The 23437-nt window shown below is 71.4% G+C and carries 24 protein-coding genes and 1 riboswitch; of the genes, 7 read left to right on the top strand and 17 right to left on the bottom strand.

Annotated elements, in window-relative coordinates; genetic code table 11:
- Nucleotides 1–424: 424 nt before the first annotated feature.
- On the top strand, nucleotides 425–1387 hold the full coding sequence (locus AB0H81_RS03480) for an SAM-dependent methyltransferase (protein WP_358368610.1): 963 nt from the start codon (nucleotides 425–427) through the stop codon (nucleotides 1385–1387).
- Between the two features lie 36 nt (nucleotides 1388–1423).
- Here the strand turns inward: AB0H81_RS03480 and AB0H81_RS03475 are convergent, their stop codons facing one another.
- Together AB0H81_RS03475 and AB0H81_RS03470 are read right to left on the bottom strand one after the other, a co-directional pair.
- Nucleotides 1424–2617 (bottom strand): cytochrome P450, encoded by a 1194-nt coding sequence (locus tag AB0H81_RS03475; protein ID WP_358368607.1) that lies wholly within the window; start codon nucleotides 2615–2617, stop codon nucleotides 1424–1426.
- Nucleotides 2617–3366: a TerC family protein gene (locus AB0H81_RS03470; RefSeq protein ID WP_358368604.1), complete on the bottom strand. Its 750-nt coding sequence runs from the start codon at nucleotides 3364–3366 to the stop codon at nucleotides 2617–2619. The genes AB0H81_RS03475 and AB0H81_RS03470 overlap by 1 nt, the downstream gene beginning before the upstream one ends.
- A 119-nt stretch (nucleotides 3367–3485) precedes the next feature.
- Nucleotides 3486–3601, top strand: a riboswitch (SAM riboswitch).
- Between the two features lie 122 nt (nucleotides 3602–3723).
- On the opposite strand from AB0H81_RS03470, the gene AB0H81_RS03465 reads away from it, so the two are divergent.
- A complete protein-coding gene (locus tag AB0H81_RS03465; RefSeq protein WP_358368831.1) occupies nucleotides 3724–4968 on the top strand; it encodes an aminotransferase class V-fold PLP-dependent enzyme in 1245 nt (414 codons plus the stop codon).
- Nucleotides 4969–5066: 98 nt separating this feature from the next.
- Here AB0H81_RS03465 and AB0H81_RS03460 read toward each other — a convergent pair whose 3' ends face one another.
- On the bottom strand, nucleotides 5067–5840 hold the full coding sequence (locus tag AB0H81_RS03460) for a DoxX family membrane protein (RefSeq protein WP_358368601.1): 774 nt from the start codon (nucleotides 5838–5840) through the stop codon (nucleotides 5067–5069).
- Between the two features lie 145 nt (nucleotides 5841–5985).
- On the opposite strand from AB0H81_RS03460, the gene AB0H81_RS03455 reads away from it, so the two are divergent.
- The 4 genes from AB0H81_RS03455 to AB0H81_RS03440 are packed head-to-tail and all read left to right on the top strand — an operon-like array spanning nucleotide 5986 to nucleotide 8787.
- A complete protein-coding gene (locus tag AB0H81_RS03455) occupies nucleotides 5986–7131 on the top strand; it encodes an NADH-quinone oxidoreductase subunit D (protein ID WP_358368600.1) in 1146 nt (381 codons plus the stop codon).
- Nucleotides 7128–8252 (top strand): acyltransferase, encoded by a 1125-nt coding sequence (locus AB0H81_RS03450; RefSeq protein ID WP_358368598.1) that lies wholly within the window; start codon nucleotides 7128–7130, stop codon nucleotides 8250–8252. Before AB0H81_RS03455 ends, AB0H81_RS03450 begins: the two co-directional genes overlap by 4 nt.
- A gap of 23 nt (nucleotides 8253–8275) precedes the next feature.
- Nucleotides 8276–8473, top strand: coding sequence for a hypothetical protein (locus AB0H81_RS03445; protein ID WP_175590011.1), 198 nt, complete (start codon nucleotides 8276–8278; stop codon nucleotides 8471–8473).
- Entirely contained in the window at nucleotides 8470–8787 is a 318-nt protein-coding gene (locus AB0H81_RS03440; protein WP_358368595.1) for a type II toxin-antitoxin system PemK/MazF family toxin, read from the top strand. Before AB0H81_RS03445 ends, AB0H81_RS03440 begins: the two co-directional genes overlap by 4 nt.
- Before the next feature lie 10 nt (nucleotides 8788–8797).
- Here AB0H81_RS03440 and AB0H81_RS03435 read toward each other — a convergent pair whose 3' ends face one another.
- The 11 genes from AB0H81_RS03435 to dacB all read right to left on the bottom strand — a co-directional run bounded on the left by AB0H81_RS03435 (nucleotide 8798) and on the right by dacB (nucleotide 19079).
- On the bottom strand, nucleotides 8798–9232 hold the full coding sequence (locus AB0H81_RS03435) for a DUF3180 domain-containing protein (protein WP_358368593.1): 435 nt from the start codon (nucleotides 9230–9232) through the stop codon (nucleotides 8798–8800).
- Nucleotides 9233–9249: 17 nt separating this feature from the next.
- A complete protein-coding gene (folK, locus tag AB0H81_RS03430; protein ID WP_358368590.1) occupies nucleotides 9250–9753 on the bottom strand; it encodes a 2-amino-4-hydroxy-6-hydroxymethyldihydropteridine diphosphokinase in 504 nt (167 codons plus the stop codon).
- A 112-nt stretch (nucleotides 9754–9865) separates the two neighbouring features.
- Nucleotides 9866–10231, bottom strand: a complete 366-nt coding sequence (gene folB / locus AB0H81_RS03425; RefSeq protein WP_358368587.1) for a dihydroneopterin aldolase — start codon at nucleotides 10229–10231, stop codon at nucleotides 9866–9868.
- Entirely contained in the window at nucleotides 10221–10667 is a 447-nt protein-coding gene (locus tag AB0H81_RS03420; RefSeq protein ID WP_358368586.1) for a nuclear transport factor 2 family protein, read from the bottom strand. The genes folB and AB0H81_RS03420 overlap by 11 nt, the downstream gene beginning before the upstream one ends.
- Nucleotides 10664–11527 carry a dihydropteroate synthase gene (folP, locus tag AB0H81_RS03415; RefSeq protein WP_358368583.1) on the bottom strand — a complete coding sequence of 288 codons (864 nt, stop codon included), beginning with the start codon at nucleotides 11525–11527 and terminating at the stop codon, nucleotides 10664–10666. The genes AB0H81_RS03420 and folP overlap by 4 nt, the downstream gene beginning before the upstream one ends.
- A 451-nt stretch (nucleotides 11528–11978) precedes the next feature.
- Nucleotides 11979–12560, bottom strand: a complete 582-nt coding sequence (gene folE, locus AB0H81_RS03410; RefSeq protein ID WP_358368580.1) for a GTP cyclohydrolase I FolE — start codon at nucleotides 12558–12560, stop codon at nucleotides 11979–11981.
- The gene (ftsH, locus tag AB0H81_RS03405; RefSeq protein WP_358368578.1) at nucleotides 12557–14551 is read right to left on the bottom strand and encodes an ATP-dependent zinc metalloprotease FtsH; all 1995 of its coding nucleotides are present in this window, start codon (nucleotides 14549–14551) and stop codon (nucleotides 12557–12559) included. The genes folE and ftsH overlap by 4 nt, the downstream gene beginning before the upstream one ends.
- Before the next feature lie 243 nt (nucleotides 14552–14794).
- Entirely contained in the window at nucleotides 14795–15346 is a 552-nt protein-coding gene (hpt, locus tag AB0H81_RS03400) for a hypoxanthine phosphoribosyltransferase (RefSeq protein ID WP_358368575.1), read from the bottom strand.
- Nucleotides 15347–15356: 10 nt separating this feature from the next.
- Nucleotides 15357–16349 carry a tRNA lysidine(34) synthetase TilS gene (tilS, locus tag AB0H81_RS03395; protein ID WP_358368573.1) on the bottom strand — a complete coding sequence of 331 codons (993 nt, stop codon included), beginning with the start codon at nucleotides 16347–16349 and terminating at the stop codon, nucleotides 15357–15359.
- A 15-nt stretch (nucleotides 16350–16364) separates the two neighbouring features.
- Nucleotides 16365–17441 carry a zinc-dependent metalloprotease gene (locus tag AB0H81_RS03390; RefSeq protein WP_358368570.1) on the bottom strand — a complete coding sequence of 359 codons (1077 nt, stop codon included), beginning with the start codon at nucleotides 17439–17441 and terminating at the stop codon, nucleotides 16365–16367.
- A gap of 216 nt (nucleotides 17442–17657) precedes the next feature.
- Nucleotides 17658–19079 (bottom strand): D-alanyl-D-alanine carboxypeptidase/D-alanyl-D-alanine-endopeptidase, encoded by a 1422-nt coding sequence (gene dacB, locus AB0H81_RS03385; protein WP_358368568.1) that lies wholly within the window; start codon nucleotides 19077–19079, stop codon nucleotides 17658–17660.
- Nucleotides 19080–19163: 84 nt separating this feature from the next.
- Here dacB and AB0H81_RS03380 point away from each other — a divergent pair, with 84 nt between their 5' ends.
- Nucleotides 19164–19658, top strand: coding sequence for an inorganic diphosphatase (locus AB0H81_RS03380; RefSeq protein WP_358368565.1), 495 nt, complete (start codon nucleotides 19164–19166; stop codon nucleotides 19656–19658).
- An 8-nt stretch (nucleotides 19659–19666) separates the two neighbouring features.
- Here the strand turns inward: AB0H81_RS03380 and AB0H81_RS03375 are convergent, their stop codons facing one another.
- The 3 genes from AB0H81_RS03375 to AB0H81_RS03365 form a co-directional block, all read right to left on the bottom strand.
- Nucleotides 19667–20890, bottom strand: a complete 1224-nt coding sequence (locus AB0H81_RS03375) for an NlpC/P60 family protein (RefSeq protein ID WP_358368563.1) — start codon at nucleotides 20888–20890, stop codon at nucleotides 19667–19669.
- A gap of 82 nt (nucleotides 20891–20972) precedes the next feature.
- Entirely contained in the window at nucleotides 20973–21629 is a 657-nt protein-coding gene (locus AB0H81_RS03370; RefSeq protein ID WP_358368560.1) for a hypothetical protein, read from the bottom strand.
- Nucleotides 21630–21637: 8 nt separating this feature from the next.
- The gene (locus tag AB0H81_RS03365; RefSeq protein WP_358368557.1) at nucleotides 21638–23314 is read right to left on the bottom strand and encodes a sigma factor-like helix-turn-helix DNA-binding protein; all 1677 of its coding nucleotides are present in this window, start codon (nucleotides 23312–23314) and stop codon (nucleotides 21638–21640) included.
- Between the last annotated feature and the right edge of the window lie 123 nt (nucleotides 23315–23437).

The following is a 23437-nucleotide window of genomic DNA, read 5'->3' as shown; positions in this document are numbered from 1 at the left end:
TTAGCGACAAAAGGGACAAGGGAAGCAAATGTGAGCGTATCTCCTGTCGGAAGAGATGAGGAGAGGGTCCACCCGCACGGTCACGGGCGCCGGGTCGCCGACCCGACCCGGTGCCCGCGCCGGTGTGCGAGCCCCTTGGAGGTGCGCGCTCCTGGCCGCCCATCCGCCGACTGGCCGGCCGGGAAACCGGAGCTCGGGCAGGCCGCCATTGGCCGCCCGAGCTCCGCGCCGCCCCGCGACACCACGCGCGTCCGACCCCTCCTCCGTGCCGGCCGCGCCCGGCGGCGCGCCGTGGACCCGCGGCGATGTGATCGAGATCGCCGGGCCCGCGGCGGCGTCCGGCAAAGATTAGCGCAAGACGATGACAAACGGTAGTGTCGCGATGACGGTACGTGTCATCGCTGGATCATGAGATAGTCCACCCATGTGGCTCACCTGGCGCGCCGCGATGGAGCGCGCGCTCTACGGCGAGGGCGGCTTCTACCTCCGCGAGCGCCCTTCGGGCCACTTCCGCACCTCGGTCAGCGCCACCCCCGCCTTCGCCGACGCGGTCCTCGCGCTGTTGACCCAGGTGGACGCCGAACTCGGCCGCCCGGACACCCTCGACCTCGTCGACATCGGGGCCGGCGAGGGCATGCTCGTGCGGCACGTGCTGGAGGCGGCCGGGCCGTCGCTGCGCCGGCGGCTGCGCGTCACGGCCGTCGACCTCTCCCCCAGACCACTCGGGCTGCCTTTCACGATCACCTGGGCGTCCGAGCCGCCGCCGGTCATCACCGGCCTGGCGATCGCCAACGAGTGGCTCGACAACGTCCCGGTGGACGTCGCCGAGCAGACCGCGGAAGGGCCACGGCTGGTCCTGGTCGACACCCGCACCGGCGAGGAGCGGCTCGGCGACCCCGTGAGCCCCGAGGACCGGGCATGGCTCGACCGTTGGTGGCCGCTGTCCTGCGTGGGCTCCCGGGCCGAGATCGGCCATCCCCGCGACACGGCCTGGGCGTCGGTCATCGGACGGCTCGCGGGCGGACTCGCGGTCGCGGTGGATTATGCACACCCTGTGGATAACCGTCCGGCTCTGGGCACTCTGACCGGGTACCGCGACGGGGCCGTCGTGGCGGCCACACCCGACGGCACCTGCGACATCACCGCGCACGTCGCGCTCGACGCGTGCGCCGAGGCCGGTGCGCGCGCCGGCGCGATATCCACAACCTTGTCCACACAACGCTCCGCGTTGCGGTCATTGGGCATCACCGGGACACGCCCGTCACTGGACCTCGCGCGCAGCGATCCGCGGGCCTATCTCCGGGCGCTGGCGCGCGCCTCGGAGGAGGCCGAGCTGATCGACCCGAACGGGCTGGGCGGCTTCGGCTGGCTCGCCCAGCGCCGCTGAGCCCCCGAAGTCACCCACCGGATCCAGGCGGCCGAATCAGGCGGCGGCGCGAAGGTCCAGGGCGCGCAGCCCGCGGATCACGTACCCCGGCTTCCAGGACGGCTCGCTGACGAGCTCCAGCTCGCTCGTCCGGTCCAGCAGCGCGCCGAACGACTCCACCATCTCGATGCGGGCCAGCGGCGCGCCCAGGCAGAAGTGGATGCCCGCGCCGAACGAGATGTGCGGGTTGTCGGCCCGGCCCACGTCCAGCCGGTCCGGGTCGCCGAACACCTCCGGGTCACGGTTGGCCGAGCCGAACAGCAGCGCCACCTCGGACCCGCGGGGGATGCGCACGCCGTGGACCTCGACGTCCTCCAGCACCCACCGCTCGAAGAGCTGGAGCGGCGTGTCGTAGCGCAGCACCTCCTCGACCGCCGTCGGCAGCAGGGACCGGTCGGCGCGCAGCCTGGCCAGCTCCTCCGGGTGCCTGAACAACGACCACCAGCCGTTGCCCGTGCCGTTGACCGTGGCCTCGTGGCCGGCGTTGAGCAGCAGCACGCAGGTGCCGGCCAGCTCGTCGTCGGTCAGCTCGTCGATGCCGGCCAGCGCGCTGATCAGGTCGTCGCCGGGGGCGGCGGCGCGCTCGCGGGCCAGGACCTTCAGGTACGCCTCGAACTCCTCGGCCGCGCGCACCGCCGCGTGCTGCGCCTCGGGCGTGGGGTTCAGCTCGTACATGCCGCACATGTCGGCCGACCAGGGGCGCAGCAGGTGCCGGTCGGACTCGGGGATGCCCAGCATCTCCGCGATGACCGTCACCGGGAGCGGCTCGGCGACCTCGGCGATGAGGTCGCCGCCGCCCTTCTCCACGAACGCGTCCACCAGGTCCCCGGCGATCGCCCGCACACGGGGGCGCAGCGACTCGACCATGCGCGGCGTGAACGCCTTGGACACGAGCCGCCGCAGCCGCGTGTGCAGCGGCGGCTCGACCTCCAGCATGCCGTTCCTGCTGACCCGCCAGAACGGCTCCTGGAAGTCCGGCTCGGGCCGCCGGCCGAACTCCTCGTGGGTGGCCACGTGCAGGTAGGTCCGGCCCAGGCGGCGGTCCCTGAGCAGGGCGTTCACGTCGGCGTGCCGGGAGATGAGCCACTGGTCGGTGGGCTCGTAGTAGGTCACCGGCGCCGTGCGGCGCAGCTCGTCGTAGACGTCGTACGGGTCGGCGACGAAATTCGGATTCTGGGGGTCAAAGCGCACTACTGCATCTTAGGAGGCTCCTCCGAGGCGGTGAGCTGCCTGGCGTGACGGCTGCGCATGCGGATGTTCAGGAGCTCCACGATGACGGAGAAAGCCATGGCGAAGTAGATGTAGCCCTTGGAGATGTGCTGGCCGAGCCCCTCGGCGATGAGCACCACGCCGATCAGCACGAGGAACGCCAGGGCCAGCATCTTGATGCTCGGGTGCCGGTCCACGAACCGGCTGATCGGACCGGAGGCGAACAGCATCACCAGCACGGCCACGATCACGGCGGCGACCATCACGCCCAGCTCGTCCACCATGCCCACGGCCGTGATGACCGAGTCGAGCGAGAAGACGACGTCGAGCACCATGATCTGCACGATGACCGACACGAACGAGGTGGCCGCGCGCTTCTTGCCGTCCTCCTCCTTCAGCTCCATGCTGTGGCCGATCTCGGTGACGCTCTTGGCGAGCAGGAACAGCCCGCCCAGCAGCAGGATCAGGTCGCGTCCCGAGATCTCGTAGCCGAACACCTCGAACAGCGGAGCCGTCAGCCGCACCACCCACGACAGCGCCAGCAGCAGGAGCAGCCGGCTGACCAGCGCCGCCGCGAGACCGAGCACGCGGGCCCTGTCGCGCTGCTCGGGCGGGAGCTTTCCGGCGAGGATGGAGATGAAGATGATGTTGTCGATACCTAGGACGATCTCCAGAGCGACAAGGGTGAAGAACCCTATCCAGATCTGAGGGTCGGTCACCCAGTCCAGCATCTGCTTACCTCCACGTTCGCACCGGGGTCTGCGGGTTTCCCAGGACCAACGACTCAGGGGCCCGGGAAGTTCGCGAGGTTGCGATCCGGCCGGGAGCGTCGGTTATAGTTCGGGACATAGGTCATGAGTGCCAGCGCCAAGCCCCGGCTCGCTGGCCGGCAACCCTCGCGTCCGCGGCGGGGTGCCCCGGGTGAAGACCTGGTCCGTCACGAGGTGTGGCGGGCAAGCGCGGGCTCCGAGGCTGCTCCAGGGGTCCGATGGCCCTCCAGGAGGTTCGCCTTGTCCACGTTGAGCATCTTCGGCACCGTTCCCGCCCAGTCCGCCGCCGCGCCGTCGCAGCCGCGCGGTCACCGCCAGATCCCCGCCGTGCTCGGCGCCGACCTGGAGGTGCCGGTCAAGGGCGGGCGCCTCGTCGGGTACGCCAACCTGGACTACGCGGCCAGCGCCCCCTGTCTGGAGCCGGTCAGCGCCGCCGTCACCGCCGCGCTCCCGGCCTACTCCAGCGTCCACCGCGGCGCCGGCTACGCCTCCCAGCTCACCACCGCCCGGTACGAGCAGGCCAGGCACACGGTCCGCGCCTTCGCCGGCGCCCGCCCCGACGACGCCGTGATCTTCACCCGCAACACCACCGACGCCACGAACCTGCTGGCCGGCTGCCTGCCCGCCGGCACCACGGCCGTCGTCTTCGACACCGAGCACCACGCCTCGCTCCTGCCGTGGGAGCGGGTGGTGCGGCTCGCGCCGCCCGCGTTCCCCGGCGAGGCCGTCCGCGCGGCCGACGAGGCGCTGGCCGCCCTGGACGGGCCCAAGCTGCTCGTCGTCACGGCCGCCTCGAACGTCACCGGCGAGCTGTGGCCGATCGCGGCGCTGGCCCACATCGCGCACCGCCACGGGGCGCGCATCCTCGTGGACGCCGCCCAGCTCGTGCCGCACCGGCGGCTCAACCTGACGGCGCTCGACCTCGACTACGTGGCGTTCTCGGGCCACAAGCTGTACGCGCCGTTCGGCGCCGGGGTGCTGGTCGGGCGCCGCGACTGGCTGGCGGAGGGCGAGCCGTACCTGAAGGGCGGCGGGGCGGTCCGCTCGGTCGCCCCGGCCGGCTCCGGCGCCACCGAGTGGCACGAGGACCCGGAGCCGCGCCATGAGGCCGGCACGCCGAACGTGCTGGGCGCCATCGCGCTGGCCGCCGCCTGCGACGCGCTCACCGCCACGGGCTGGACCGCGCTGGTGCGCGAGGAGGAGCGGCTGATCGCGCGGCTGCGCGCCGGGCTCGCCTCGATCGAGGGCGTGCGGGAGCTGTCGCTGTGGGGGCCGGACCACCCGCGCGTGGGCATCGTGTCGTTCACGGTGGACGGGCTCGCGGCGCGCGAGGTCGCCGAGGCGCTGTCGGGCGAGTACGGGATCGGGGTGCGGGACGGGAAGTTCTGCGCGCACCCGTTCGTGCGGCACCTGCTCGGCGGCACCGCGGATGAGGGCTGCGAGGACGGCACGGCCTCGGCGGTGCGGGCCTCGATCGGGATCGGGACCACCGAGGAGCACGTGGACCGTCTCGTGGCCGCCCTCCGCGACCTGACCACCCGCCACGCCACCGTCTCGTCCTGACGGCCACCGCCTCGCTCTGAGCTGGCTCCGCCCTGCCTCCCCCGAGGCGGCCACGTGTGAGGCGGTCCGCCCAAGGGGCGGCGGGCGGTCCGGCGCGGTCAGCGGTTGGGCGGCTTGCGGGTCGGGTGGTCCTCCGAGAAGAGGGCGTCGATGTCGCTCATGTCCTCCTCGTTGAGGTCACCGGGACGGCGTCCCTGGTCACCGTACGGGTGCCGGGGCGTCGTGTCCCCGGCCGCCGTGCCACCCGTCTCCCCTGGAGTCTCGGCCCTGTGCATGGGCGTGGTCGGCTCGCCCGAAGGTGTCGCAGGCTCTGCCGGAGGTGTCCTGGGCCCGGCCGGAGCCGCGCGCTCCGGTGGAGACGTCTTCGGCACGGCCGGGATCGGCCCCCGGTACATGGGCTCCGTCGAGGCCGCGCCGGCGCCCGCGCCCGCGGGGGCGCCGGCCGCCTGCTTCTGGACGCGACGGCGCCGGTACCAGGCGGACAGCACCCCGTCGACGCCGATTCGCCCGCCCCCCAGCGCGAGCAGCAGCACACATCCCGCCGCCAGGGCTCCCACAAACTCCCAGCCACCGGTCTTGCTGGAGATCCCGTGCCCCATGTGGACGAAGACGAAGGCTCCCGCGAGCACGCCGAGCAGCGCCAGCGCCCCCAGGCGCACAGCGAGCCCGATGATCAGCAGAGCGCCCCCCAGGGTCTCCGCCGTCATCGCGTACGCGGCGGCGAGCTGTGGCAACGGCACGCCGGCCTGGGTGAACATCTTGGACGTGGCCCCCAGGCCGGCCTGCCACTTCTGCATTCCGGTAGACACGAAGATGACGCCGATCAGGACGCGCGAGATCAACGCGGCTACATCGAACACGAATCTCTTCATAGAGATACCTCCCCCCGATACCGCTTTATCTCCCCTAGTCCGGTTTTAGCGATGCGCGTCCATACCGTTCCTTGACCGTGCCGCGAGGACAGAGGCCGGCCACCCCGCGCTGGATCGGCACGGCGGCCGGTGGCAGCATGGCCCTATGACGGAACGCGTGGTCGGCATCGGCGCGGGCGCGAAAGAGCTGGCGACCGAGGACATGATCCTCAACATCGGCCCGCAGCACCCGTCCACCCACGGCGTCCTGCGGCTGCGCCTCACGCTCGACGGCGAGCGCATCGCCACGGCCGAGCCGATCATCGGCTACATGCACCGGGGCGCCGAGAAGCTGTTCGAGGTGCGCGACTTCCGGCAGATCATCATGCTGGCCAACCGGCACGACTGGCTGTCCGGCTTCGCCAACGAGCTGGGCGTGGTCATCGCCGCCGAACGCCTGCTCGGCATGGAGCCGCCCGTGCGCGCCGTCTGGGCGCGCACGCTGCTGGCCGAACTCAACCGGGTCCTCAGCCATCTGATGTTCCTCGGCTCCTACCCCCTGGAGCTCGGCGCGATCACCCCGGTCTTCTACGCCTTCAACGAGCGCGAGCGCATCCAGGCCGTCATGGAGGAGATCTCCGGCGGCCGCATGCACTACATGTTCAACCGGGTCGGCGGTCTCAAGGAGGAGCTCCCGTACGGCTGGCTCGACCGGGTGTCGGAGGCGGTGGCCGAGACCCGCCGCCGCGTCCCCGACATCGAGGACCTCATCCTGCACAACGAGATCTTCCTGGCCCGCACCAGGGGCGTGGGCGTGCTCCGGCCCGAGCAGATCATGCAGTACGGCGTCAGCGGCCCCATCGCCCGCGCCTCCGGCGTGGACCTCGACCTGCGGCGCGACCAGCCGTACCTCGCCTATCCCGAGCTGCCCGTGAAGGTCGTCACGCGCCAGGCGGGCGACTGCCACGCCCGCTTCGAGGTGCTGCTGGAGCAGCTCAAGGTCTCCCTCGACCTGGCCGACGCCTGCGTGGAGCGGCTCCGCTCGCTGCCTCCCGGCCCCGTCAACCAGCGCCTGCCCAAGGTGCTGAAGGTCCCCGAGGGCCACACGTACGCCTGGACCGAGAACCCCCTCGGCATCAACGGCTACTACCTCGTCTCCAAGGGCGACAAGACGCCGTGGCGGCTCAAGCTCCGCTCGGCCTCGTACAACAACATCCAGGTGCTGCGCGAGATGCTGCCCGGGCACCTGGTGGCCGACATGGTGGCGATCCTCGGCTCGATGTTCTTCGTCGTGGGTGACATCGACAAGTGACCACCCCCGAATCCCCGGCACCCCCCGCCGTCGTCCGGGACAAGTACGTCGACTGGCTGCGCGCCCTCAGCCTCATCGTCGTCGTGGTGTGGCACTGGGCGTTCACGATCCTGCAGTGGGAGCCCGGCGGGCCCGAGCCGACCAGCCCCCTGGGGTTCACCTCGGGGCTGTGGATCCTCACCTGGCTGCTCCAGGTGCTGCCGCTGTTCTTCTACGTCGGCGGGCACGTCCACCTGCTGTCCTGGGAGCGGGCCAAGGGGCGCGGCGTCGGCATCGGCGCGTTCGTGTGGCGGCGCATCCGAGCGCTGGCCGTGCCCGCGCTCTTCCTGTCGGGCGTGTGGACGCTCATCGGCGCGGTCGTCACCTGGGCGTTCGAGGTCGACTGGATGTGGCGGGTGGTGCTGCTCGTGCTCAGCCCGCTGTGGTTCCTCGGCGTCTACCTCGTGCTCATCGCGCTGCTGCCGGTGGCGCTGTGGCTGCACCGCCGCTACGACGTGCTGGCGCTCATCTGGCTCGGCGGCGCGGCGCTGGTCGTGGACGTGGTGCGCTTCCGGTACGGCGTGGAGTGGGCGGGCTGGCTCAACATGATCGTGGTCTGGGGCCTCGCCCACCAGGCCGGCTTCTTCTACGACCGGATCGTCATCCTGCCCCGCCGTTACGACGTGGGCGTCCTGTGGACGGGGCTGTTCGCGCTGTTCGGCCTGGTCTACTCGGGCATCTACCCGGGGTCCATGGTGGGCGTGCCGGGCGACAAGTGGTCGAACATGGCGCCGCCCACGTTCGTCATCGTCGCCCTGCTGATCTTCCAGATCGGGCTGGTCGAGGTGCTGCGGCCGTCGATGGAACGGGTGCTGGAGAGGCCGCGCTGGCGGCGCGTCAACACCATGATCAACCGCTTCGCCTTGCCGCTGTTCCTCTTCCACACCACGGGGATGGCGATCGCGCTGGGGGTGTCGTGGTGGCTGTTCGGCACGCTGGGCGGGAAGGTGCCGCCGGATTTCAAGTGGTGGCTTGAACGCCCGATCGCCATCCTGGGGCCGCTGATCTGCACGCTCCCGGTCATCTACCTCTTCGGCCGCCCCCGTCCCGCTCACGTCGAACAATTGCATGACAAAAGTTGAACCCAACGGGTTACCCTTGAGACATGACGAACATCGGCTTCCGGGCTACCCCTGAGGACGAGCGCATCATCAAGGCCGCCATGGAAGAGGGCGAGAAAACCAGCGACGTGATCCGTCGCGCGCTCCGGCTTCTGGAGCGTGAGGTCTGGCTCAAGCAGGCCCGCGCCGACGCGCAACGGCTCGCCGACGAGGACCTGTCCACCGAAGAGGACGCCTGGTGATCCGCGGCGCGATCTACCGGGTAGATCTGGGCGAGGCCAAGCGAGCCCATGAGCAGCGAGGAAAGCGTTTCGGTCTCGTCTTGAGCCCCTCAGACATGTCGTGGACCGTCGCCACCATCATTCCGGCCTCCAGCAGCGCGCAACCAACCGTCTTCAGGCCTGAGATCGAGTTCGGTGGGCGACGAACCCAGCTCCTCGTCGATCAGATCCGCACGATCGACACGTCCTTCGTCCACGGCGAGCCGGTCCATTACCTGGCCAGAGATGAGATGGCCGAGGTGGAGCATGCGGTGCTGCTCTACCTCGGCCTCTGAGTGCGAGACTCTAGCGCGGGCCGGAGTCCTCAGGGCCTTCCGGGATGCGGCAGGAGTGCTCCAGGAACAGCGCGGCGCAGATGAGCGCCACGAACGCCAGGAACGAGCCCGTCGCGATGAAGAACTCCACGCGCGGCGTCTCCCGGGTGAACAACTGGACCGTGTGCAGCGCGAACCCGGCGAACATCCCGCCGAACACCGCCCCCACGTACGACGACGCCTTGGCCAGGGCGGCCAGCCGCGCCACCGCCAGCGGCTCCACCGGCTTGGTGCCCGGCTTGCGGTCGAGACGCGCCTTGGTCATCCACGCGCTGTACGCCTCGCCGAGCGCCAGCAGCAGCACGGTCGGGATCGCGGTCCACGGCACGATGGGCAGGTCGGCATAGAACTGCCGCACCACCATCCAGGTGAGCAGAGCCACGACGACGACGAGACCGACGAGCACGCCGGGACGGGTCGGCCTCAATCGGGCCTCTGCAGCTTCAGGTCGTCACGCAGCCGCACACCCCGCTGGTCGAGGCCCGCCAGCACGTCCGCCACCGGGCCGTGACCGGGCAGCTCGGCCTCCGGGTCGGCCCGCCACCACGGCACCAGCACGAACGCCCGCTCGTGGGCGCGCGGGTGCGGCAGCGTGAGGTCGGGGTCGTCGCAGACCGTGTCGCCCACGATCACGAGGTCGATGTCGAGCGTGCGGGGACCCCACCGCTCCAGCCGCTCCCGGCCGAACGCGTTCTCGACGCTCTGCGCCCGCTCCAGCAGCGTGCGCGGCGGCAACGAGGTCTCGGCGATCACGATCGCGTTGAGGTACGGCCGCTGCCCCGCGGGGCCGCCCACCGGGTCCGTCTCGTAGACCGGCGACGCCGCGACGAACTCCATGCCCGGAGCGTCGAACAGCGTGTCGACGGCCCCCTGCAACGTGTCGAAGCGCCGGCCGAGGTTGCTGCCGAGGGACAGGACGCATCTCATGGGCGACTCCACTCGATCGTCACGTACACATCGTCGTCCACACCTTCGAGAGCGGGCACGCGACTCGCGGGCACGTGAGCGACACGGCCCGCGGGCCGGCTCATGAGGGGCCTCATGGGCGGCTCCGGCGGATCGTCACGATCACGTCGTCGAACGGCAAGGGGATCGGCGCGGCCGGCTTGTGCACGCTGATCTCGGCCTCGCGGACCCGGTCGTCGGCCAGGCACACGTCGGCCAGGCGCTGCGCCAGCGTCTCGATCAGCTCGACCGGCTCCCCCTCCACGACCTTGACCAGCGCCTGGGCCAGCTCGCCGTAGTGGACCGTGAGCGTGAGGTCGTCGGCCGCCGCGGCGGGCGCCGTGTCGAGGAACAGCGTCGCGTCGACCACGAACTCCTGCCCCAGCTCCCGCTCGGCCGGCAGCACCCCGTGCCGCCCCCTGGCCCGCAGGCCCTTCAGCGTGATCCGGTCAGTGTTCAAGCTCGTCGTCCTCCTCCTCGTCGTCGTCGCCCTGCAGCACCGGTGAGCCGTGGTGCATCCACAGCCGCCACCCCTGCGGGGTGCGGACGTAGACGTTGCTCGCCACGACCTTGCCCGCGGCGAAGCTCGACTCACCTTCGTCACCGGCGGTGAGGATGTTCTCGACGCACGTGAGGACCGCCACGTCGCCCAGCACGGTCGTGCTGACGTCGGTCAGCACGAACTGGATGTAGGTGGTGTTGGCCATGATGAGCGCCCACGAGCGCAGCACCTCGGAGCGCCCCGCCAGCAGCGACCACCCCGGGTGGACACAGGTGACCTGCTCGTCGGCGGAGTCCTCGGCCCAGATCTCGGTCATCCGGTCGAGGTCGCCGGCCTCGATCGCGGTGTAGAAATCCTGGTTGACCGTCTCGATGGCCGCAGTGTCGACGCTCATGTATCGGCTCCTGCTCTCTCCCACGCGGCGGCCACGCGGACGGCGTCGGCGTTGGGCGCCACCTTGTGAACCCTGACGCACCAGGCGCCGGCCCGTGCGGCCAGCGCCGTCACGGCCACGGTGGCGTCGTCACTACGGCTGAACGGGCGGGGCGCGCCGTCGTCGCCGGCCAGCAGCCGCCCCAGGAACCTCTTGCGCGAGGCACCGATGAGCAGCGGATAGCCCAGCTCGGCCAGGCGTGGCATGCCGGCCAGCAGCGCCCAGTTGTGGTCGGCGGTCTTCGCGAAGCCGAGGCCCGGGTCGAGCACGATCTGCTCCTCGGACACGCCCTCGGCCAGCACCAGATCGACCCGCTTGGCGAGCTCCTCGCGCACCTCGGTCACCACGTCGGCGTAGACGGCCCGCGTCTCCATGTCGGCGCTGTGGCCGCGCCAGTGCATCACCACGTAGGGGACACCGGTGTCGGCCACCACGCGCGGCATGTCGGGATCGGCCAGGCCGCCGCTCACGTCGTTGACCAGACGGGCCCCGGCCTCCACGGCCGCCCTGGCGACCTCGGCGCGCATCGTGTCGACGCTGACCGCCACGCCCCGCGCGCTGAGCTCCCTGATGACCGGCACGACGCGGGCCAGCTCCTCCTCCAGGGACACCCTCGCCGCTCCGGGACGGGTGGACTCGCCTCCCACATCGACGATGTCGGCTCCCTCATCGACCAGCTCCAGCCCGTGCCGGACCGCGGCCTCCTCGCCGAACCACAGGCCGCCGTCGGAGAAGGAGTCGGGCGTCACGTTGACCACGCCCATGACGAGGCACCGCTCCTCGGCTGCCAGTCCTGGCACGCTTGTCGGCCCGCTTGTCATGGCCCAAGCCTAGGCGCTTGCCCAGACCTGTTGATGTCATGGGTACCCCATTGTGGATAACGAATCCCACGCGGGCCGGCTTGCCGCCGGTCCTCACGTTTTTGGCCCCTTATTACTCCCCACCCGGCGATCCCCCACCCCTCGCGACACGCCCTGATGGTCCGTGTACGGGGTGGTCGTCCCGGGTGGCCGGCGATCGGGACGCCTCGGGGCCGGGGATCGGCGGTGAAGGCCGGAGCCGGCGGCCGGCGGAAGCCAGGGCCGAGGGGCAGGGGTTGAGGGCCAGGAGTTGAGGGCCAGGGGTTGAGGGCCAGGCGTTGAGGGAAGCCATGGCCGGCGTCGCGCGCGTAACGGCGACCGGCCATGTGCGGGTTCAGCGGCCGTGTCCCTGGAGGCCCTCAGCCCCGTACGGCGACTGGCGCCATGTTGGCTGTGCCGTAACAGAAGAAAACTACAGTCGTCCCAAAATAAGCGCCATCGCCTCGGCGCGGGTCTTGTCGCTGGTGCGGAAGTCGCCGCGGACGGCGGAGGTGACGGTCTTGGCGCCCGGCTTGCGGACCCCGCGCATGGTCATGCACAGGTGCTCGCACTCCAGCACCACGATCGCCCCGCGCGGCTCCAGCACATGCATGAGCGCGTCGGCGATCTGCGACGTCATCCGCTCCTGCACCTGCGGGCGCCGGGCGTAGACGTCGACCAGGCGCGCCAGCTTGGACAGGCCCGTCACATGACCGCGGTCGTTGGGGATATAGCCCACGTGCGCGAAGCCGTGGAACGGCACCAGGTGGTGCTCGCAGGTGGAGTAGACCTCGATGTCCTTGACCAGCACCATCTCGTCGTGGTCGACGTCGAAGACCTTGTTCAGCACGTCCTCGGGGGTCTGGCCCAGGCCGGAGAACTGCTCGGCGTAGGCGCGGGCGACCCGGGCCGGGGTGTCGAGCAGGCCGTCACGGTCGGGATCCTCGCCGATGGCGTAGAGGATCTCGCGGACGGCCTTCTCGATCCGGCCCAGGTCTACGTCGTGCGAACTCACGCACCGTCTCCGGAGGGCAGCGCGTCCTGGTGGCCCGCGGTGAGCGAGCCGTTGGCCGACTGCTCCTTCGGGGTCAGGATCGGCGGACGGTCGGACGGGAGCCGCTTGCCGTAGCCGGCGTAGGACGGGCGGTGCTCCTTGACCACGACCGGGGCGAAGATCTGGAGAACCTGCTCGCGGGAGAGGGTCTCCTTCTCCATGAGCTCCAGCACGAGGTTGTCGAGGACGTCGCGGTACTGGACCAGGATGTCCCACGCCTGGTCGTGCGCCGTCTCGATCATGCGGCGGACCTCTTCGTCGATCGTGGAAGCGATCTTCTCGGAGTAATCGCGCTCGTGGCCCATCTCGCGGCCGAGGAACACCTCGGCCTGACCGCTTCCGAACTTACGGGCGCCGAGCTGCTCGCTCATGCCGTACTCGGTGACCATGCGCCGGGCGACGGCCGTGGCCTTCTCGATGTCGTTGGAGGCGCCGGTGGTGGGCTCGTGGAAGACGAGCTCCTCCGCCGCGCGGCCGCCGAGCAGCATCGCGAGCTGGTCCATCATCTCGGAACGCGTGGCGAGGAACTTGTCCTCCATCGGCAGCGTCATCGTGTAGCCGAGCGCGCGGCCCCGGGACAGGATCGTGATCTTGTGGACCGGGTCGGAGTTGGGCAGCGCGTGCGCCACCAGCGCGTGACCGCCTTCGTGGTAGGCGATCATCTTCTTCTCCTTGTCGGACATGACCCGGGTCTTGCGCTCGGGCCCTGCCATGACGCGGTCGATCGACTCCTCGAGGACGTCCATCGTGATCAGCTTCTGGTCGGCGCGCGCGGTCAGCAGCGCCGCCTCGTTGATCACGTTGGCCAGGTCGGCTCCGGTGAAGCCCGGCGTGCGGCGCGCGATGACGTCGAGGTCGACGTCCGGCGAGAACGGCTTGCCGCGGCCGTGGACGCGCAGGATGCCCTTGCGGCCCTCCAGGTCGGGGCGGTCGACGGTGACCTGGCGGTCGAAACGGCCCGGCCGCAGCAGCGCCGGGTCGAGGATGTCGGGCCGGTTGGTCGCGGCGATGAGGATCACGCCGCCCTTGACGTCGAAGCCGTCCATCTCGACGAGCAGCTGGTTGAGGGTCTGCTCGCGCTCGTCGTGACCGCCGCCCAGGCCGGCGCCGCGGTGGCGGCCGACGGCGTCGATCTCGTCGATGAAGATGATCGAGGGGGCGTTGGCCTTGGCCTGCTCGAACAGGTCACGGACGCGGGAGGCGCCGACGCCGACGAACATCTCGACGAAGTCGGAGCCGGAGATCGAGTAGAAGGGGACCCCGGCCTCGCCCGCGACCGCGCGGGCCAGCAGGGTCTTGCCGGTGCCGGGCGGGCCGTACAGCAGCACGCCCTTGGGGATCTTGGCGCCGATCGCCTGGAACTTGGCCGGGGCCTGCAGGAACTCCTTGATCTCCTGGAGCTCCTCGATGGCCTCGTCGGCCCCCGCGACATCGGCGAAGGTGGTCTTCGGGGTGTCCTTGGTGATCAGCTTGGCCTTGGACTTGCCGAAGCTCATCACCCGCGAGCCGCCGCCCTGCATCTGGTTCATGACGAACAGGAAGATGAGGACGATGATGACGAGCGGCAGGAAGCTCACCAGGATGCTGACGAGGAAGTTCTCCTGCGGCACCTCGGTGGTGAAGCTCTTGGTCTTGCCGGCCTGGTACTGCGCCTGCAGCTCCTCGGTCAGCTTGGGGCCGTAGCCGCCCACCCAGTCCGCCTGGATCGTCTTGGTCGGGGTGTCACCCGGCCGGATCGTGATCGGGCTGTTGAGCGTCAGCTCGATCCGCTGATCCTTGTCGACAATCTTCGCGTTGTTGACGTTTCCATTGCGAATCTGCTGAAGGACCGTGGACGTGTCGGCCTGCTTGAAGTTTCCGCCGCCGCTCCAGAGCTGGGTGACGAGCAGGAGCAGCACGACGATGCCCAGGATCCACAGCAGTGGCCCACGTGTAAATCGCTTGAGATCCATCCGATGCGGAACCCCTTGCGGGCCCGTCCCTTCCTGACCATGGCCTTGAACCCCGGGACGCGTCCCGGGGGCCGCGGCATCCGAAACCGCGAGAACTTCCGACTACCCGAAGAGGACGCGCGGTCACCCTTCAGAAGTCAGAAGGTACACCGGCAGAGCGCGCGGAGGGACCGCCCGCTACACCGGTCTTGCCCTACCAACGTACGTCAGGTCTGGTAGTGTTCCCGGCTCCTCTTCGGATTGCTACTTGTAAACGTGGGGAGCAAGGGTTCCGATGAAGGGCAGATTGCGGTAACGCTCCGCGTAGTCCAGGCCATATCCGATGACGAACTCGTTGGGAATGTCGAAACCCACGTACTTCACGTCGATCGGCACCTTCACCGCGTCGGGCTTGCGCAGCGCGGTGCAGATCTCCAGCGACGCGGGATCGCGCGACTTGAGGTTCTCCAGCAGCCAGTGCAGGGTCAGGCCGGAGTCGATGATGTCCTCGACGATCAGCACGTGGCGGCCCATGATGTCGGTGTCCAGGTCCTTCAGCACCCGCACCACGCCGGACGACCTGGTGCCCGCCCCGTAGGACGACACCGCCATCCAGTCCATCTGCACGGGCACGTGCAACGCCCTGGCCAGGTCGGCCATCACCATGACCGCGCCCTTCAACACGCCCACGAGCAGGACGTCCTTGCCCGCGTAGTCCTGGTCGATCCGCTCGGCGAGCTCCTTGATCTTCGCTTGGAGCTCGTCCTCGGCGATGAGGACTTTCTCCAGGTCCTGGCCCATGTCGGCAGCGTCCACCTGTGGTTCCTTACGGGATGGGACTGATGGCGAGTATCAGGGTGCCACACCGCCTGACCGCGGCCCGCCCCCCGGGCAGGTCGACGGGCTTCTGCCCGCGCCAGTGCGTGACCAGGCGGTCTACGGCGCGTACATGCGTCGCCGACAGCGACCCGGCGGGCGCCCCCGCCGCGACCGCCGCGCGCCGCAGGACCCGCCTGCGCACCGCGCTGGGCAGGGCTTCGAGCGCCGGTACGGACAACGTCACCGAACCGTCGATATCGCTAAGAGCGCAATCCTGGTAGGCCCGATCGGCCCACTCGTCGAGCGCGTCGGCGTCCTCGCGGGCCAGCGCGGCGGTCCGGGCGAGCGCCTCGGCCACCCCCGGCCCGAGCTCCGACTCCAGCAGCGGCAGGATCCGCGTCCGCACCCGGACCCGGGTGTAGCGCGGGTCCTCGTTGTGCGGGTCGTCCCACGGGGTCAGGCCGAGCGCGAGGCACGCGGCCACCGTCGTCGCCCTCGGGAGGTCGAGGAACGGCCTGAGATAGCGTCCGCTCCGCGCGGCCATCCCCGAGATCGACCGCGGCCCGCTGCCCCTGGCCAGCCCGAGCAGCACGGTCTCGGCCTGGTCGTCACGGGTGTGCCCGAGCAGCACGGCCCGCGCCCCGAGCCGGTCGGCGGCCTCGGCCAGCGCCCGGTAGCGGGCGTCGCGGGCCGCCGCCTCCGGGCCCCCCTCGGTGCCCACCTCGACGGTGAGGACCTCGGCCATGCCCAGCCCGAGGGACGCGGCCAGGGCGGCGACCTGCTCGGCCCGCTCGGCCGAGCCCGGCTGGAGCTGGTGGTCCACCGTGAGCAGCCCCGACTCCAGGCCGGCGCGGGACGCCACGAAGCCGAGCGCCGCCGCCAGCGCCAGCGAGTCGGCGCCGCCGCTGCACGCGACGAGCACCGGCCCACCCTGCGCCGGCCCGGCCAGTGCCTCGCGCACGGCCCTCCGGACGTCGGCCACGGCCGGATGCGGACCCACGGGCGGCGGCTCCGGTCAGGCCGGCAGCGCCGGGGCGCCGATGACGCGGCGGATCCAGGCGTCCGGGTCGGAGATCTCACCCGTCGTCGGCAGCGTCTCCGACGAGGTCCAGATCCGGTTGAAGCCGTCCATGCCGACCTTGCCCACCACCGTGCGCACGAACGCCGAGCCTTCGGCGTACTGCTTCATCTTGAGCTCGATGCCGAGCAGGCGGCGGATCGTGCGGTCCAGCTTGGAGCCGCCCTCGCGACGCTGGGCGAACTTGGCCCGGATGTCGGCGACCGTGGGCACCACGGACGGGCCCACGGCGTCCATCACGTAGTCGCCGTGCCCCTCCACCAGCGTCATCACGGCAGTCAGCCGGTCGAGGATCTCCTTCTGGGCCGGCGACTGGATGACGTCGATGAGGTTGCCCTCGCCGCCCCGCACCACGTCGGCCACGGTGTCGGCGGCGCCGCGCAGCCGTTCGATGATGGTGCCCAGGTCGAGGTCGGAGGCGAGCAGGAACTCGGTCATCTGCGCGCGGATGTACTCGCGCAGCCACGGAACGCCGGTGAACTGCACCCGGTGGGTCTCCTCGTGCAGGCACACCCAGAGGCGGAAGTCGTGCGGGTCGACGTTCATCTCCCGCTCGGCGTGGACGATGTTGGGCGCCACCAGCGTCAGGCGGCCCGCCGGCTCGCGGCCCGACGGGTCCGGCGGCAGGAACAGCTCGTACTGGCCGAGCACGCGCGAGGCGAGGAAGGCGAGCACGGCGCCCACCTCGACGCCGGTGATGCGCGAGCCCACGGCGGTCACGATCGGCGGCGGCGGGTTGGCGCCGCTGCCGATGCGCTCGGTCAGCGGCTCCAGCACGACGCGGAAGCCCTCGACGTTGGCCCTGATCCAGCCGGGCCGGTCGACGACCGTCGCCGGCTGCGGCGCGGTGTCAGCGTGAATCTTGGTGAACTCGCGCACGTGGCCCTCGGCCTCGCGGGAGAGCGTGCGGAGCTCGGTGACGGCCTGTCTGGCCTCTTCACGGCTCACTTGGGGACCGGGGCGCACCAGGCGCGTGCCGGTCGAGACGGCCAGATCCCAGTCGATCACCTGCATACCGTCCACCGTACGTTGTCCGCTCCCCACCCGCGAAGGAGCGCCGGGGTCTGGACTGAGGAGAGAGGGAGCGAAGCGACCGAACGACGAGGGAAGACACCGGGTCAAGCGACTGAGCCGCGATCCGCAGGATCGCCATCAAACCCGCGAAGGAGCGCCGGGGTCTGGACTGAGGAGCCCCCCAGCGCCGTGTCCTCCGGGTAGCGAAACGGCACGTCAGGAGCGCGCGACTATGGCGGCGAGCTTGTCGAGGACGGGTTCGGCGTTGAGGGGGACGCGGTCGGCCATGAAGGCGAACGTGACGAGGCGGCCGTCCTTGGTGGTCGCGAGCCCCGCCAGTGTGTTGACGTTGTTGAGCGTGCCCGTCTTGGCGCGGACGAGCCCCACCTGCCCCTTGCTGTCGGCGGAGGTGAAGCGGCGGCCGTTGCCGAGCGTGCCGGAGAAGCCGGCGACGGGCATGCCGGAGGCCACCGCCCTCAGCTCGGGGTGGGCGGCGCTGCCCGCGGTGGCGATGACGCGGGCCAGCGCGTCGGGGCTGATGCGGTTGAACGGCGACAGTCCGCTGCCGTCGCGGATCTGGACCCCGCCCGGGAGGCCGAGGCGCTTGAGCACCTGGAGGGTCGCCGCGGCGCCGCCGTCGAAGGAGGCGGGTTGCCCCTCCTTGACGGCCACCTGGCGGGCCAGCGCCTCGGCCAGGTCGTCGTCGCTGAACGTCAGCGTGTGCTCCACGAGGGCGTAGACGGGCGGCGACTCGACCCGGGCCAGCTCGGCCGCGCCCGCGGGTGCCTTGGCGGGCCGCGCCGACCCTGACACGCTGATGCCCTGGCGGCCGAGGAGCCGGGCGAACGCGGCGGTGGCGAAGCGCGGCGGGTCGGTGACGCGCGGCGTGGACTGGCTGGGGTAGCGGCGCCCCTCGTCGATCACCAGCGAGGACACCGGCGCGACTTCACCGTCGGGTATGTAGTTCGGCTTCCAGCAGGAGCAGACCCGCGGGCCGGTGTAGAGCGAGGCGTCGTAAGAGAGCGTGACCTTGGTGACGCCCTTGGCCTTGAGCGCCGCGGCGGTGCGCGCGGCGAGCGTGGCCAGCGACGCCGGCTTGGGGTAGGCGCCGGGCTTGGCCGACGGGCCGGCCAGCGTGGGGTCTCCGCCGCCGACCAGCACGACCGCGCCCGGAGTGGCGCCCTGCACGACGCGGGTCGCGAAGCGGGCGTCGGGGCCGAGCGAGGCCAGGGCCGCGATGCTGGTGACCAGTTTCGTGGTGGAGGCGGGGGTGATGCCGGTGTCGGCGTTGGCGGCGAAGATCCGCTGCCCGGTGGCCGCGTCGAGGACGACGGCGCCCACCCGGGCCCCCAGCTCTTTGTCACCCAGGGCGTCGGTGAGCTGACGGGTCAAAGTACTCTTAGTCGGGAGAGGTCCGTCTCCGGCCCTCGCCGCAAGCCCGGAAAGGACCGGGCCGGCGGTGACCACGGGGGCCGCGGGAGACCCCTCGGGAGACGCCGTCGGCTCGTCCGGTGACGGCTGCCTCGTCATGGCGTCCACGTCCAGGCTGGTCGTCACCGCCCACACGCCGGTGACGATCGTCAGGATCTGGAGCAGGGCGAGCGTGGTCAGCATCACCCACCGCTCGTGCCGCACCACGTCCCTGACCTCTCTCCTGGTGTTCGCCTACGAGACATTAACGCCCGCCCGGGGGTGCCGGGGGGGATGAGCGGAGGAACCGCGGTGGAGTTCGACGTTGTCGTTGAGATTCCCAAGGGACAACGGAACAAGTACGAAGTGGACCACGAGACCGGGAAGATCAGGCTTGACCGGCTCCTGTTCACCTCCACGCAGTACCCCGCCGACTACGGCTTCATCGAGAACACCCTCGGCGAGGACGGCGACCCGCTCGACGCGCTGGTGCTGCTTCAGGAGCCGACGTTCCCGGGCTGCTACATCACCTGCCGCGCGGTCGGCATGTTCCGGATGACCGACGAGAAGGGCGGCGACGACAAGGTCCTCTGCGTCCCGTCCACCGACCCGCGTATGGAGCACATCCGCGACATCCACCACGTGCCGGAGTTCGACCGGCTGGAGATCCAGCACTTCTTCGAGGTCTACAAGGACCTGGAGCCCGGCAAGTCCGTCGAGGGCGCCAACTGGGTGGGCCGCATGGAGGCCGAGGTCGAGATCAAGCGCTCGTTCGAGCGGGCGCGCGAGGAGGGCCACGCCCACTGACACACTCCTCAGGCCGCCGGCCTGGTGGCGCCCACCAGGTCGGTCCGCCACATCGAGGCCACGCGCACCACGTCTCCGGTCTGGGGCGCGTGGACCATCATGCCGTCGCCCACGTAGATCCCCACGTGGTGGATGGTGCCGGGGTCCTCGCTCTCGTACCCGAAGAACAGCAGGTCACCGCGGCGTAGCTGGTCGTACGGGATGTGCGGGCCGGAGGTCCACTGGGTGCCCGTCCAGTGGTCCAGCCGCACCCCCACCTGCTCCCAGGCCCGCATGGTCAGGCCGGAGCAGTCGTAGCTCGTCGGCCCGGCGGCCGCCCACACGTACGGCTTGCCGAGCTGGGTGAGCGCCCAGTTGGCCGCCAGGTCGCCTCCGGACGAGCCCTTGCCGACCAGGCCGGCGGCCCCGAGACCGGCGAGCCGGGCCTGGCGGGCCGCCTCCCGCTCCCTGGCCAGCCGGTCGGCCCTGCTCCGCGCCGCGTCGACCCGGTGCTCCAAGGTGCGGAGCTCCCTGCGCAGGCCCCTGGTCTCCTCCCGCTGCCGGGCGACGGCCTGCTCGGCCGCGACCTTGGCCCGCTCCGCCCGCAGCGACGCCTCCTCCTGCGCGGCGTAGGCGTCGGCCGCCTGCGCGCGCAGGATGCCGGCGACGGCCTGGGTGTCGCGCATCCGGGAGAGGATGACGGCGCGCTCGGCGCTCATGTGCTCCAGCACGCTGGCGCGGTGCAGGTAGCCGTCGTCGTCGCCGGTGTCGTTCATCATGAACAGGTACGGCTTGCTCAGGTCGAGGCCGCCGTAGGTCTCCGCGACGAGTGCCGCGACCTTCCCCCGCGCCGACTCGACCTCCGCGTCGGCCGACGCGAGCCGGGCCCGCGCCTGGTCGTACTCCTGGCTCGCCCGCCGCATCCGGACCATCTCGCCGTTGTACGCCTCGACCCGCCGCTCGACGCTCGCGGTGAGCTCGTCGAGGCGGGCGCGGGCGTCGACGAGCGCGGCGCTGGCGGCGCCCAGTTCCTTGTTGCGCTGCCGTACGGCGCGGCGGGCGCGGGAGACCTCACGCGTGGACGGCGGCCGCCCCGCCACGACCGGCGCGCCGACGAGTCCGAACGCCGGGCCGGGCACGCGGGCGGGCGCGCCCTGGCGGCCGGACGCGAGGACAGGGGCGGACGCCGAGTTGGCCGGTGGGCACAGGACGACGACCAGGCAGGCGGCAAGGCACACCCTCACGGAGCGCATGCTTCCCCCTCCTCGTTGGTGGCATTACGCACCACCTTGCCCAGAGGTCACTCTGCGCACACGTTAGGCTCACCGAGCGTGTTCACTCAAGGCGGAACAGGCGTTGGATCCAGGGTCGGACACCAAGGGTCGGCGTGGAGGTGTCGCGGGGATACGTGAAGACCGGCGTCTGCGCCTGGTAGCGGGCCCGCAGGTCGGCGGCGTTGCACCAGTCGGCCCCCACCCGGGCGGCCGCCCAGGCCGCGGCGATCGCCGGGCGCGCCTCGGGGTGCCGGTCGTAGGTCTGGTACAGCGTCATGGTCGCGTCGGCCGCCAGGAAGCCGTCGCCCCGGTACGCGGCCCCGGCCAGGTAGGACGCGGTGATCCGGCCGCCGTGGGGGCTGGCCAGGGCCCAGGTCCAGTTGGCCACCACCAGGGCGAGCACAGGGTCGGGCACCGCGGCGGCGGCCGCGTACATGCGCTCCTGCCGCGGTCCGGTCAGCCGGAGAGGGGTCCAGAACCAGTCGAGTTCGCCGGGCGGCAGGTCGGCGGCCAGCCAGTACAGCAGGGCGAGACCGCGGGCGGTGCGCAGCCGGCACAGCTCCAGGACGTGGCGGAGCATGTGCGGCCCGCGGTCGATCCAGGTGGGCCAGGTGATCCGGTGGCTCCTGGTCACGGCCTCGGCCAGCTCCGCGCGGACGGGCAGCGGGCAGACCCGGCAGCCGAGGTGCGGGTCCTCGCGAAGCTGGTAGGCCTGCATCGGCGATTTCAGGCAGTCGCCGAGGAGGACGGCGTGGGCGGCTGCTCGGGGGTCGGGACCGGGGTGGTGGCCGGCGGCGGGGTGGGGGCGGGAACGGGAGTCGGCCGAGGGCCGGCCGGAGGGCCGGAGACGTGGCTGGGGGCGGGATGACCAGGGGGGTCGCCGGCGGGCTTGCCCGTGGGCTTTCCGGTGGGCTTTCCGGTGGGTGCGGCGGTCGGCTTGCCGGTGGGGCAGGGCGTGGGGGCCGGGCCGTGGCTCTGGTGCTCCCTGGGGCGGCCGTCGCCGGGGTCTCCCGGGGTGCCGGGGACGCCACCGGACGGCGTGACGGGAGCGCCCGGGCCTCGAGGCGTGCCAGCCGGCGACGACGAGGGGGCGGCGGGCGCGCCGGTGGCGCCCATGGTGGCCGGCAGGGAGCCCTGGGTGGGGACGATCCCCGCGGTCGGCGGCGGCTCGACCGGCGTCATCGAGTGGAACATCCCGTACGGGAACGTCGCCCGGGAGTCCACGATCGGCTCGACGATGGGCCTGACGTCGATCGGCTGGTCGTCCGGCGCCGGGGGCCACGGCATGCGGGCGCCGGGCGGCTCGGCCGTCGCGGGGAGCGCCGCCGGGGTGCCGCCTCCTCCCCTGTGCAGGTCGTCCTGGAACTGGTGGAAGACCGCGGCTATCGCCACCATGGACGCGACCGCCGCCAGTGTGCCCGCCAGCGCCTGAGGCCAGCGGCGAGGCCGCCTGTCACCGGGTTCGGGAAACCCGGCGGGGCCCAGCGCCCCCGATCGCCGCGCGACGTAACGCCGGTAGGGCAGCAGCTCGGGATCGGCGAAGCAGCTCAGCACCCTGACCCGCAGGGCGCCGGGCAGCGGGACCGGCGGCACCAGGTCGAAGACCTTGGACTCCGACACCGGCCGGTCGCGGTGCGGCGCGCAGGTCTCGCACCGGGACAGGTGCCGGACGAGCTGCTCGCGCATCTCCGGTGTCAGCTCACCGGCGAAGCCGCTGAGGATGCGGGCCCTGCCGGGGCAGTCGTAGGGGCCCTTGCGGGCCAGCACCTCGGCCGTGATCGCGTCGCGCAGGCGCTCGCGGGCCTGCACGCGGGCCGCCTCGACCTGGCGCGGGCGCACGCCGAGCACCGCCGCCACCTCGGGGACGGTGAGACCGTGCCGGGTCGTCAGCTCCAGCACCGCCCGGTCGGCGACGGGCAGGCCGCGGACCGCGTTGGCCGCCATGACGCGCAGGTCGGCGTCGGCGGGGTCACCCTGCGGCTCGGCCTGGAAGGGCGGCTCCGCCAGGAAGGGCGACTCGGTCGGGAACGGCGGGTCGGCCGGGAAGGGCCGGCCGGTCGGGAAGGGCGGCTCGTCGGCCGGCCAGCCGGGACCGGCGGCGGGCGCCTCCGCACCGTCCGCCCGCTCCGCGGCGTCGGGACGTACGGCGGCCAGCCGCCGGCGCAGGCACTCGGCGTGGGCGAGCGCGTAGAGCCACGTCCTCAGGCGCCCGGGGTCGGAAAGGGAACCGGCGTGCGCGGCCGCCGCGATCAGCGTGTCGCGGAGCGCCACCTGGGCGCTGTCGGAGTGCGGAAGAAGGGACCAGCAGTATCTATAGATGCCCTCGGCGTACGCGTCGTAGAGCGCGGCGAGGGCATCCGGGTCGCCTGCGCGGAGCGCTTCGACCAGGACGCGGTCATTCATATGACCGAATGTAATGGATTAGTAACTTGTAGTTCTACCGTTTCGGCGCCTACGGCGTGGCTCGTTCACCTTGGCGGGCAGAACTGCTCCGCAATTGCCTCCTCAAACCCATTTATCGCCCAA

The sequence above is a fragment of the Nonomuraea sp. NPDC050691 genome, from assembly GCF_040654455.1.
In the GTDB taxonomy this organism is placed as follows: Bacteria; Actinomycetota; Actinomycetes; order Streptosporangiales; family Streptosporangiaceae; genus Nonomuraea.
Note: the sequence above shows the minus strand (reverse complement) of the source record. Positions and strands in the feature narration are given on the sequence as shown.